The sequence below is a fragment of the Enterobacter sp. CFEC122 genome (genome assembly GCF_052983755.1).
Window position 1 is genome coordinate 34,960 of the sequence record NZ_JBRIQR010000036.1, and the last position, 10,666, is coordinate 45,625.

General features: G+C 55.1%; 13 protein-coding genes and 1 tRNA gene. 3 read left to right on the plus strand and 11 right to left on the minus strand.

Features of this window, described 5'->3' with window-relative positions; genetic code table 11:
• Positions 1–59: 59 nt before the first annotated feature.
• Positions 60–1,112, minus strand: a complete 1,053-nt coding sequence (phoE, locus tag ACVCAM_RS20600; RefSeq protein WP_008501878.1) for a phosphoporin PhoE — start codon at positions 1,110–1,112, stop codon at positions 60–62.
• Positions 1,113–1,416: 304 nt separating this feature from the next.
• Between phoE and proB the strand changes: the two genes are divergently transcribed.
• From proB to ACVCAM_RS20615, 3 genes are all read left to right on the plus strand, one after another.
• Complete coding sequence (proB, locus tag ACVCAM_RS20605) at positions 1,417–2,520, plus strand: glutamate 5-kinase (protein ID WP_407223079.1); 1,104 nt, start codon at positions 1,417–1,419, stop codon at positions 2,518–2,520.
• An 11-nt stretch (positions 2,521–2,531) separates the two neighbouring features.
• Positions 2,532–3,785, plus strand: coding sequence for a glutamate-5-semialdehyde dehydrogenase (proA, locus tag ACVCAM_RS20610; RefSeq protein ID WP_407223080.1), 1,254 nt, complete (start codon positions 2,532–2,534; stop codon positions 3,783–3,785).
• Between the two features lie 111 nt (positions 3,786–3,896).
• Positions 3,897–3,972 (plus strand) — tRNA-Thr (locus tag ACVCAM_RS20615).
• Between the two features lie 14 nt (positions 3,973–3,986).
• On the opposite strand, the gene ACVCAM_RS20620 is transcribed toward ACVCAM_RS20615, so the two are convergent.
• The 10 genes from ACVCAM_RS20620 to ACVCAM_RS20665 all read right to left on the minus strand — a co-directional run.
• Complete coding sequence (locus ACVCAM_RS20620) at positions 3,987–5,144, minus strand: site-specific integrase (RefSeq protein ID WP_233423429.1); 1,158 nt, start codon at positions 5,142–5,144, stop codon at positions 3,987–3,989.
• Positions 5,027–5,374, minus strand: coding sequence for a helix-turn-helix domain-containing protein (locus ACVCAM_RS20625; RefSeq protein ID WP_074147367.1), 348 nt, complete (start codon positions 5,372–5,374; stop codon positions 5,027–5,029). Before ACVCAM_RS20625 ends, ACVCAM_RS20620 begins: the two co-directional genes overlap by 118 nt.
• Before the next feature lie 41 nt (positions 5,375–5,415).
• Complete coding sequence (locus tag ACVCAM_RS20630) at positions 5,416–5,655, minus strand: DUF4060 family protein (RefSeq protein WP_447093655.1); 240 nt, start codon at positions 5,653–5,655, stop codon at positions 5,416–5,418.
• A 5-nt stretch (positions 5,656–5,660) separates the two neighbouring features.
• The gene (locus ACVCAM_RS20635) at positions 5,661–7,484 is read right to left on the minus strand and encodes a Dam family site-specific DNA-(adenine-N6)-methyltransferase (RefSeq protein ID WP_447093652.1); all 1,824 of its coding nucleotides are present in this window, start codon (positions 7,482–7,484) and stop codon (positions 5,661–5,663) included.
• Complete coding sequence (locus ACVCAM_RS20640; RefSeq protein WP_038155432.1) at positions 7,481–7,639, minus strand: DUF1317 family protein; 159 nt, start codon at positions 7,637–7,639, stop codon at positions 7,481–7,483. Before ACVCAM_RS20640 ends, ACVCAM_RS20635 begins: the two co-directional genes overlap by 4 nt.
• Positions 7,636–8,367: a hypothetical protein gene (locus tag ACVCAM_RS20645; protein WP_447093653.1), complete on the minus strand. Its 732-nt coding sequence runs from the start codon at positions 8,365–8,367 to the stop codon at positions 7,636–7,638. The genes ACVCAM_RS20640 and ACVCAM_RS20645 overlap by 4 nt, the downstream gene beginning before the upstream one ends.
• A gap of 16 nt (positions 8,368–8,383) precedes the next feature.
• Positions 8,384–9,052, minus strand: a complete 669-nt coding sequence (locus tag ACVCAM_RS20650) for an AAA family ATPase (protein ID WP_000537165.1) — start codon at positions 9,050–9,052, stop codon at positions 8,384–8,386.
• Complete coding sequence (gene exoX / locus ACVCAM_RS20655; RefSeq protein WP_447093654.1) at positions 9,052–9,738, minus strand: exodeoxyribonuclease X; 687 nt, start codon at positions 9,736–9,738, stop codon at positions 9,052–9,054. Before exoX ends, ACVCAM_RS20650 begins: the two co-directional genes overlap by 1 nt.
• Positions 9,731–10,171 (minus strand): HNH endonuclease, encoded by a 441-nt coding sequence (locus tag ACVCAM_RS20660; protein ID WP_044702471.1) that lies wholly within the window; start codon positions 10,169–10,171, stop codon positions 9,731–9,733. Before ACVCAM_RS20660 ends, exoX begins: the two co-directional genes overlap by 8 nt.
• Positions 10,172–10,372: 201 nt before the next feature.
• Positions 10,373–10,666: hypothetical protein (locus tag ACVCAM_RS20665; protein WP_191229369.1), on the minus strand; the 294-nt coding region annotated here is incomplete at its 5' end.

Consider the following 10,666-nt stretch of genomic DNA (forward strand, 5'->3'; position numbering starts at 1 on the left):
GCGCCACCGGGCAAAAAAAATCCCGGCTTATCTGCCGGGATTTTCTTATTCGGATAATCTTAGAACTGGTAGGTCATACCCAGGGCAACGATATCATCGCTGCTCACGCCCAGTTTATTATCGTCGTCAATCTGGTTAATTTTATAATCAACAAACGCGGACATATTTTTGTTGAAGTAATAGGTCGCGCCAACGTCAATATATTTCACCAGATCTTCGTCACCAATACCTTCGATATCTTTGCCTTTAGACTGGACATAACCCAGGGAAGGACGCAGACCGAAGTCGAACTGATATTGTGCGACGACTTCAAAGTTCTGTGCCTTATTGGCAAATCCGCCAGAAATTGGCGTCATATTACGGGTTTCTGAATACATCGCTGCCAGATAAATATCGTTCGCGTCATATTTCAGACCGGTAGCCCAGGCTTCGGCTTTCTGCCCCTGACCACGCGCCAGCAGGTTCTGCGCGTTGGTGCGGTCAGAGTTAGTGTAAGCACCGCTGACGGCAAAATCGCTGCCGCCGAAGTCATAGCTCAGAGAGGTACCAAAACCGTCACCGTTCTGCTTCTTGGCGTCACGGTTTTCGTTTTTACCCTGGTACTGCAGGGTCATGTCCAGGCCGTCAACCGCGCCGAAGAAGTCGGTGTTGCGGTAGGTGGCAAGACCGGTCGCACGCTTGGTCATGAAGTTATCGGTCTGCGCGGAAGAGTCGCCGCCGAACTCAGGGAACATGTCGGTCCATGCTTCGACGTCATACAGGGCACCCAGGTTACGACCGTAATCCAGAGAACCAAAGTTTTTCAGCTTCAGGCCCGCGAACGCCAGACGGGTTTTCTGAGAGGAGTCGCTCTCGGCTTTGTTACCCGCAAATTCAGATTCCCAACGACCATAGCCCGTCAGCTGATCGTTAATCTGGGTTTCGCCTTTAAAACCGAAACGAACGTAAGTCTGATCGCCATCTTTGGTGGCATCATCGCTGATGTAGTGCATGGCTTTCACTTTGCCGTACACGTCCAGCTTATTACCATCTTTATTATAAACTTCAGCTGCGTGAACGGATGCAGAAGCCACTACGCCCATAACCATTAATGCCAGAGTGCTCTTTTTCATTTTCGATCCTGTCTTATAAACGCGCTAAAAAATTCGCTGGACGATAAGCTCATGCTTAAGTCCCGTGAAAAAACAGGAAGGGTTTTATCGTTCTGGAATGAAACTTTTATGACAAACTAAGAATAATTTTAAAAAACTGTGATTTATTATTTCGGTAATAAAATTGTCAAATTCTCCCGCTACGCTTCCTGATCCCGCGCAACAAAGTGTTTCGCGATATGCTAAGGCAGTTGGCAACGGGGCTGACTCCTGCTAAAACGTTCGTTCGACATTACTTTCCCTTATCGTTGAACGGCAGAGAATCATGAGTGACAGCCAGACGCTGGTGGTAAAACTCGGTACCAGTGTGTTAACAGGCGGATCGCGCCGCCTAAATCGCGCCCACATTGTTGAGCTTGTACGTCAGTGCGCTCAGTTACATGCCGCAGGGCATCGTATTGTAATTGTGACCTCCGGGGCGATTGCCGCCGGGCGTGAACACCTGGGTTACCCCGAACTCCCCGCGACGATCGCCTCTAAACAGCTGCTGGCCGCCGTGGGACAAAGCCGACTCATTCAACTCTGGGAACAGCTGTTCTCTATCTATGGCATCCACGTCGGACAGATGCTGCTGACGCGTGCGGATATGGAAGACAGAGAGCGCTTCCTGAACGCCCGCGATACCCTGCGCGCGCTGCTGGACAATAATATCGTTCCGGTCATTAACGAGAATGATGCCGTTGCTACCGCTGAAATCAAAGTGGGTGATAACGATAACCTCTCTGCGCTGGCCGCCATTCTGGCTGGCGCCGATAAATTACTGCTTCTGACCGATCAGCAGGGGTTGTTCACTGCCGATCCGCGCTCCAACCCGGAAGCCGAGCTGATTACCGACGTTCACGGTATCGACGATGCGCTGCGCGCCATCGCCGGTGACAGCGTGTCCGGCCTCGGAACGGGCGGCATGGGGACCAAGCTGCAGGCCGCCGACGTGGCGTGCCGCGCCGGTATCGACACCATCATTGCCGCGGGCAGCCGCCCTGGCGTGATTGGCGACGTGATGGAAGGCATCTCCGTTGGCACCCGCTTCCACGCCCAGGAATCTCCGCTGGAAAACCGTAAACGCTGGATATTTGGCGCGCCGCCTGCGGGCGAACTCGTCGTTGATGAAGGGGCGACCGCCGCGATTCTGGAACGAGGAAGCTCATTACTTCCTAAAGGAATTAAAAGCGTGACAGGCAACTTCTCCCGTGGTGAAGTGATCCGCATCCGTAACCACGAAGGCCGCGACATCGCCCACGGCGTAAGCCGCTATAACAGCGATGCCCTGCGCCGCATCGCGGGTCACCATTCGCAGCAGATCGACGCCATTCTGGGCTATGAATATGGCCCGGTTGCCGTGCATCGCGATGACATGATTATTCGTTAAGGAGCCAGAACATGCTGGAACAAATGGGCGTCGCCGCGAAGGCCGCCTCTTACAAACTGGCGCTCCTTTCCAGCCGCGAGAAAAACCGCGTGCTGGAAAAAATCGCTGATTATCTGGAATCTCAGTCCCAGGAGATTTTGCTCGCCAACGAGCAGGATTTACTGGAAGCGCGTCGCAACGGTCTGAGCGAAGCGATGCTCGACCGCCTGGCATTGACCCCGGCCCGCCTGAAAGGCATTGCCGACGATGTTCGTCAGGTCTGCAATCTGCCCGATCCGGTAGGGCAGGTGATTGACGGTGGGCTGCTGGACAGCGGTTTGCGCCTGGAGCGCCGTCGCGTGCCGCTCGGCGTTATCGGCGTTATTTATGAAGCCCGTCCAAACGTGACGGTGGATGTCGCCTCCCTATGCCTGAAAACCGGCAACGCCGCCATTCTGCGCGGTGGGAAAGAGACCTGGCGCACCAACGCCGCGACGGTGAAAGTCATTCAGCAGGCGCTGGAGGAGTGTGGCTTACCGGCGGGTGCCGTGCAGGCAATTGAGAGCCCGGACCGCGCGCTGGTCAACGAAATGCTGCGCATGGACAAATACATCGACATGCTGATCCCACGCGGCGGCGCGGGCCTGCACAAACTGTGCCGCGAGCAGTCGACGATTCCGGTGATCACCGGCGGTATTGGCGTGTGTCATATCGTGGTAGACGACAGCGCTGAGATTGCTCCTGCGCTGAAGATTATCGTGAACGCGAAGACCCAGCGTCCTAGCACCTGTAACACCGTTGAAACGCTGCTGGTGCATCAGGACATAGCGAACACCTTCCTGCCGGCCCTGAGCAAACAGATGGCAGAGAGCGGCGTGACGCTGCATGCTGACGCCAGTGCGCTCGCACTGCTGCAGGATGGCCCGGCTAACGTCGTTCCCGTCAACGCGGAGCAGTATGACGACGAGTTCCTCTCACTGGATCTGAACGTGAAAATCGTGAGCGATCTTGACGACGCGATTGCGCACATCCGTGAGCATGGCACGCAGCATTCTGACGCCATCCTGACGCGCACCATGCGCAATGCCGATCGCTTCGTGAACGAAGTGGATTCCTCTGCGGTGTATGTGAATGCCTCCACCCGCTTCACCGACGGCGGCCAGTTCGGCCTCGGCGCTGAGGTGGCGGTCAGCACGCAGAAACTGCACGCGCGCGGTCCGATGGGGCTGGAAGCGCTGACCACGTACAAGTGGATCGGCTTCGGCGACGATACGATTCGTGCGTAAATAATCACGGGTGATGCAAAAATAGCCGTTTGATTCAAAAGGGCATTGACGCATCACCCGGATAGATCTAACCTTTTGCCCCGTGGTTACACTCGTAACCGGCCTCTCAGGGCCGATATAGCTCAGTTGGTAGAGCAGCGCATTCGTAATGCGAAGGTCGTAGGTTCGACTCCTATTATCGGCACCACTAACCACGCGGGTTCACGCGATATTCACCAGTTCAGCAAAAGCGCCTTGTGCCATATTTGTGCCATTCCCCGCCAGGAATGAGTCGATTTGCATGGCATGCTGCGTCAGGTGATTTGGTGCCAGATGTGCATAACGCTGCACCATCTCGATACTTTCCCAGCCGCCCATTTCCTGTAGCGCACTGAGTGGCACGCCAGACTGTACAAGCCAGCTCGCCCAGGTGTGCCGCAGGTCATGGAAGCGGAAATTTTCTATTCCCGCCCGCCTTAACGCTGCGCGCCATGCCGTGTTAGCATCAGACCGCATTTTGCGCACTGCCTTTGTTCTCGTTCCATCCGGGCGAACGGATGATTCAGTGTGAACAAAGACCCACCGGTTATGTTTCCCCAGCTGCTCCCGCAGCACCTTACAGGCCGATTCGTTCAGGGCGACCCCAATCGCCCTTCCTGCTTTCGCGTCCTCGGGGTGAATCCACGCGACCTTCCTCTGCATATCAATTTGCGACCACTCCAGATCTGTGATGTTCGACCTGCGCAGCCCCGTCGCCAGTGCAAAAATAACAACTGGCTTCATATGCTCGGGAAGCTCCCGGATCAGGTTCGCAGCTTCCTCTTTGGTTAGCCAGCGAATACGCTTATTTTTCGGCACCGGGCATTTGATGTTCGGCGCTTTGGCTATCCATCGCCATTCGTTGGCCGCACATCGTAACAGCGCCCGGATGAAAGCAAGGTGCGTCGCCTTCGTCGCCAGCGACGCTGGTTTATCCTTAAATTCAGGAACCGGCTTACCCCTTCGCAGCAGGCTGTCCCGTTTAGCCTCCCAGTTCATTCGATGTTTGCGATTAACCATCGAACTCACCGCCGACAAGATCCTGTCTTCCGTGATTGCTGACAGGTCCATTCCTTTGAAGTGCATCCTCCAGAATCCGATCCGGCTTTTGTCATCGTCCAGGCTTTTCTTGTGCTGCTTTTCGTTAAGCCAGCGAACGCACGCTTCATCGAATGTTCGCGGCTTAAACTCCCCCATCTTATCAACTCGCCATGCTTCAGCTTTCAGCTGATCATAGAGCTCCTGCGCTTGCCTTTTGTCCGTTGTCCCAAGAGACCGTCTAATTCGACTTCCACCAGGCGTAACGAAGTCGCAGTGCCACGTACCGGCACGTTGTTTGATTGACATGCTTTATCCTCCTGCACATCAACCGCATTCACGGGTTGATTGTGGATCGGGTTCTTCACTGCCGCAATACAGTCTGTTTTGCAGATCAGGTATGGGCTTTTTTTCTTATGTGGATTTTTTCGGGTAGCAGCCAGGCGACCGGACTTTATCCACTGGGCAATCGTGCCTTTATCCACTTTTAGGAAGGCGGCGGCCTCATCTCTGGTAAATACTTCTTCTTCCATCGATGTTCTCCAGTGGCCCCAGTCGGGGCCGTGATTGTTAATCAGTGTGCCTGTGCTGGCAGGTTTCGAAGTTTACGAACGCCGATCATTGCTGTGGCGACATAGCTGGTGGCGCGGTTGACGACTTCGACGGTGACCTTCATGCCATCCACCTCAACGGTGTAATTTGTCTGGTGCTTCTGCCTGCCGTAATCGCCATATTTTGCGTGGTGCGCCGCCAGCGCAACATCGCAAGCGCGGCGACCGATAGGTGATTGCTTACTGCGATTAATCAGCATCATCATCACTACACTCCCAAAGTGGCTACAACATCACTCGCTGTTTCGCGGGTGCTGCCTTTGCTGGATATAGCCCGGCGAGCACTGACGCGGTGCAGCGTGAAGCCGTGCTGTTCGTAAAGTTCAATTACGCGCGGTGCGGTAGAATTGCTGATTACCACTTTTGCCCCCCGCTGGTGGGCTGCCACACAGCTTTCCGCAAGCTCTACCTGGCTATCCCATGAGAACCCACCAGCCGCGTAGTTAGTGAAACCAGCGGTGCCGGGCAGCGGTTCATAAGGCGGATCGCAGTAAACGACGTCACCAGCACCTGCCAGCGCGAGCGTGCGCCTGAAGCCTGCATTCATGAATACGCATGCGTGAGCCTTCCGCTTAAATGCCTTGATCTCTTCTTCCGGGAAATATGGCGCTTTATATTTCCCAAAGCCGACGTTAAAAAAACCGTCCAGGTTGTAACGGATAAGGCCGTTGAAGCAGTGCCGGTTGAGGTAAAGGAATGCTGCTGCGCGCTCGACCGCATCCAGCCGCTGTGCGTTGAATGCTTCACGAATTTCCGTGTAGTTTTCGGCATCATTAAGATGCCTGAATGCCTTCATTGCCTCATAGATCACCGAGTCTGGGACCACCGCCAGCATCTGATACAGGTTAATCAGGTCAGCGTTGACGTCAGCCAGAAGGAAGCGCTCGTGCTTGTCTGAGTTAAGGAACACCGAGCCGCCACCCACAAAAGGCTCAATAAGACGTTTCCCTGCGGGGATAAGGCGATCCAACTCCGGCAGCAGCGAATATTTACCGCCAGCCCATTTAAGGAACGGGCGCTGCCAGTTGCGCGGTGCATGCGCTTCGACTGGAAGCGCAGTGGCGATACGCTCACCGATCCAGCGCATTACCGGCACTGCCATACTGTTTCCGATCGCCTTGTAACGGGGCGCATCATCAGCAAGGTTTCCTTCATACGGGATCAGCGTGTGCCCATCTGGGAATCCCTGAAGCCTTTCATATTCGAGTGGGGTAAGGGTTCTTACGCGATTATCAGCCATCACGACAAGCTCTCGGCGGCCCTTATAATCTCTGGCCGAAAGAGTGCTGCTTACTCCGTCATTGATGTATGAATCGGTTCTTCTGAAGCGATAGAGAGTGCAGTTATCAACTGTGCAGGAGCGTCTTTCGCTCCCAGCATTATTCGTCTGAGTCGACCAGCTGCCGACGTCTTGCTCAAAAAGTACCGCTGCGGGATCGAATCCTTTTCGAGCACTTGCGACAACGAACACACGGCGGCGGCGTTGGGCCACTCCGAAAAATTGAGCATCAAGGACGCGCCAGGCGATAATCCTTTGTGGTCCAGACACACAACCTGCGTGCGTCCATTTTTCCCCTGCTGGCTGCAACTCGCTGCTTTCTCCGGCAAGGCCTGCCAGAAAACAGCCGAATGCGTTGTCTTTGCTGCTGAGGACGCCCGGGACGTTTTCCCAGACGATGATCGCTTCATCTTCTCCGCGCTCGCGGCGTTTGTCGTCGATTGCATTCGCTAATTCCACGTAAGAAAGGGTTAACTGTCCGCGCTCGTCATCCAGACCATTGCGAAGACCAGCAATACTGAAAGCCTGGCACGGCGTGCCGCCCACCAGCACATCTGGTGCCGCAACATCACCAGTTCGCACCGCTGCGGCGATTTTTGTCATGTCGCCCAGATTGGCTACATCAGGCCAGTGATGGGCAAGAACCGCAGACGGGAAGGCTTCGATTTCTGCAAACCAAGCTGGTTGCCATCCCAGCGACTCCCATGCGACGCTGGCGGCTTCAATCCCACTGCAAACAGATCCGTATCTCATGCTGCCACCTGCTTTTCGTTAAGTTCTTCAGCCAGTCGTTGCGCCTTCAGTGGGTTGGTAACGACTTCACCCCACGGCAGCAACCATCCGTTTTTCTCTTTGAGCCAGGGAAGGCGCACCGCGCCAACCCTGATTTCGTCCTGTGCGTGTGTCATAGCGCATAGATAGAGTGAGAAGGGAACGGAAGACAGATCGGCGCAAATGGGATATCGTCGTCAAAGTCGACCGGTGGCTGACCGCTGTTCTGCTGCAAGCGAGACTGTGGTGCGCCGCCAGCCTGATTTGCATAAGGGTTACCGCCATATTGGGCATTGCGCGGACCAGAGAACTGCGCGCCGCCGTGCATACGTTCGTCCCTGTCCTTCATCGACAGTTCAAGCGCGGCGATCGCTTCTGCTGGGGCATTCTCAGCGTGTTCGGCGTAGGTCTTGCGCGTTCCCGGCTGGAAAACGTGGCGCACTTCGAACTTGTAGCCGTCGCCGCCGTCGTTTTTGGTGTACAGCACCTTCTGGAGAAACAGGCCCACCTTTTTGCCAACCAGCGCAGGGCAGTGCCATTCGATACCGTTTTGACCCTGTACCTGCTGCGGTTGCGCCTGTTTGACCTGGGCGACCCACATCAGCGCTGATACCAGCCCCATGCCGAAAGTCTGCTGGCCGTCTTTGCCGAGGAAGTTAATGCGCAGGAAATTCGCCTTAAGCCCATTGGAATCCAGGCTCAGTTCGAGCGCCTGGGACTGGCTGCCATCTTTCCCGAAGGTGTACACCGCAGAAACGATTTCGCCCTCGTAAGCGCCGGTTTCGCTGATCCCGCCTGTTGCGCCAGCTTTCTTCGCCATTTCAGCCGTTTCGTTGTTCCACATAAAAGTCATTGGTTGGTTCATCGTTAAATCCTCAAAGTTACAATTCGGTCATAAATTCGGTGATAGCCACGTCTACGGCGTGGAGGTCGTTGTCCATTTCCGTCTGGTCCGGGAACAGGTCGGGCGGCGCTTTGGCGGTGTCGTTGTCATCGCCTTTGATGAGAAAAACGTGTTTACCGTCCTTCTTGATGGCGCGCAGCACGATGGAGAAATAGCCCTCTGGCGTCAGCTTTTCGTTGAGCATCTTCCCGGTAGTCTTCATGCGGATCTTTCCCTCGGTCTCTTCGGTGTGAGCCAGGAAATAAACGCGGAAGTCGTCCGGCAGCTCGGTGGCCGCCATGATGATTCGCCAGATGTGATCTGCCATTTCGGTGAACTTGGCATAGCCGGTCTGGTACGCGCGGTTCATGTTCTCGTGCTGCATGACCACCTGGAAATCGTCGATGATCAGGACGCGGCGCGTTTTCGACTGCACCATGCGATAGATGGTGTCCAGCACCGTTTCCCAGTTATCCGAGCGCAGAACGTTACCGCGCTGTTTGCTTCCGTCTGGCAGCAGCTTGCCGTGAAGTTTCCAGCCCGCAGACTTGAACGGCAGCATTTTGGGGATGCACTGGAGCAGCATCACATCGTCCGGATTGAAGTTGCGCAGGCTGTAGGACTTGCCCGCGCCAGAGTCACCGAGGATCAGCACTGGAGTACCCATCATTTACCCCCGTTCAGCCAGTGTTCAGCCGTAAAAAGCACGTCTTCGTCGTCGCTGTTGGCAACGAGCCAGCGCAGATAACCCGGTTCTGTTTTTGCCAGCTCTGCGAACGAGACGCCTTTATGCTTACCGAAGCGGAGCGCATGCAGCAGGGAAGGGTTATTGGAGATGGCCCGCATTTCGCCCATCGTCCATTTCGCCAGGCGGCCCATATAGAGCAGCAATTCGGCGGTGACGTAGCAGTCATACAGCGCGCGGTGAGCGTAAAGCCCTTCAGGTACTTCCGGTTTCAGCCCGAGGCTGTAACGCAGGTACTGGTTGCTGTGGCTCTTGTGCTCTGGCAGGAGCGAACGCGCCAGCTTGGCGGTGCAGATCCATGGAGCGCTCATTGCGGGAAGCTTGGCTTTGTCGAACTTCGCGTTGTGGGCGACGTAGGCATCAGCCCCCAGATAGCGGCCAATTACTTCACTGAGCAGCGGCGCGCCTTCCACCATGTCTTCGGTGATATGGTGAATCGCCATGGCCTCAAAACCGATCGCCACGCCTGGCTTAACGAGGTCGCTCATTGGGTTGCAGATTACGCCGTCGACAATATCGACGCTGGCGATTTCCACCACGGTTTCCGGGCCGCCTTCCAGCCCAGTCGTTTCGGTGTCGATCACTCTCAATAAGTTGCTGTTATTCATCTTTTACCCACCCGTAACGGTTTCCACATTTGATATTGGTGATGGTTGTTCTTGCGACCCCATACATCTGAGCCAGTCTTTCATGCGTGTCGCTGCTTATGCGGATATTGCGTACATCTTCTTCGCTAAGCTTTTGGGTACCTGACCCATTAGCGACTCGTCTTTTCTTCGATTTATCAATCATGTTGTCGGTATGAGTTCCCAGCGACAAATGACTGGGGTTGCAGCATTTAGGGTTGTCGCATGAGTGCAGCGTATGGATTCCATCCGGTGCATTTGCCATGATGCGATGTGTCTTACGTAACGCCCCACGGTCTCGGATCTGCCCATAACCACAACCATCAACAGCGCCTTGCCATTCAAGGCATCCGGAAGCGGAAAGGGTGCAACGCTCCAGGATGCGCCTTTGTAAATCAGTAAGAACTTTGAGCATGCTCAACCCACTGTGTTCTGTAATCACAAACTGCATCGAAGTGCGCGAGCTGGTGGGCGATGGCCTCAAGGTCAGCTGGCGATAAGTGGTACATCAGGCACAGCAACGCGATAAGGTTCATGGCTTGCTGTTGGTTTTCGGACCGCATCGCTTTTTCTCCTGTTCTGGAAGCCCGGCACCGTGGAGGCTGCCGGAATCAATTCAGTCTTTCGGATTGAGTTTTTCTGTCAGTTCAGCCACGCAGTCACGCCCGGCCTTTTTGTATGCTTCGGCTGCGTTGCCGTCATACTTGTCATCTACTGCCTGTTCGAACTGCTCGATGGAGCCGAAAAAGCAACCCGCAGCGATCCGAAACTCTTTGCCGGTCCACATAGCGAAGATGGTACGGCTGGAGTAACCGCAGTTTTCACGGTAAGAAACGTTCGTGATCTTCTCCGGACGCAGGTAGAGCGAGCCGCCCACGGTCAGATTGTCCGGCAGCGCGGTGATGCTGGT

Bases quoted from the DNA above. Each gene is read 5' to 3' on its own strand.
- ACVCAM_RS20640 (WP_038155432.1), bottom strand. From the start codon at position 7,639: ATGACACACGCACAGGACGAAATCAGGGTTGGCGCGGTGCGCCTTCCC.
- ACVCAM_RS20630 (WP_447093655.1), bottom strand. From the start codon at position 5,655: ATGATGCTGATTAATCGCAGTAAGCAATCACCTATCGGTCGCCGCGCT.
- proB (WP_407223079.1), top strand. From the start codon at position 1,417: ATGAGTGACAGCCAGACGCTGGTGGTAAAACTCGGTACCAGTGTGTTA.
- proA (WP_407223080.1), top strand. From the start codon at position 2,532: ATGCTGGAACAAATGGGCGTCGCCGCGAAGGCCGCCTCTTACAAACTG.
- ACVCAM_RS20635 (WP_447093652.1), bottom strand. From the start codon at position 7,484: ATGAGATACGGATCTGTTTGCAGTGGGATTGAAGCCGCCAGCGTCGCA.
- exoX (WP_447093654.1), bottom strand. From the start codon at position 9,738: ATGAATAACAGCAACTTATTGAGAGTGATCGACACCGAAACGACTGGG.
- ACVCAM_RS20650 (WP_000537165.1), bottom strand. From the start codon at position 9,052: ATGGGTACTCCAGTGCTGATCCTCGGTGACTCTGGCGCGGGCAAGTCC.
- ACVCAM_RS20660 (WP_044702471.1), bottom strand. From the start codon at position 10,171: ATGCTCAAAGTTCTTACTGATTTACAAAGGCGCATCCTGGAGCGTTGC.
- phoE (WP_008501878.1), bottom strand. From the start codon at position 1,112: ATGAAAAAGAGCACTCTGGCATTAATGGTTATGGGCGTAGTGGCTTCT.
- ACVCAM_RS20625 (WP_074147367.1), bottom strand. From the start codon at position 5,374: ATGGAAGAAGAAGTATTTACCAGAGATGAGGCCGCCGCCTTCCTAAAA.
- ACVCAM_RS20645 (WP_447093653.1), bottom strand. From the start codon at position 8,367: ATGAACCAACCAATGACTTTTATGTGGAACAACGAAACGGCTGAAATG.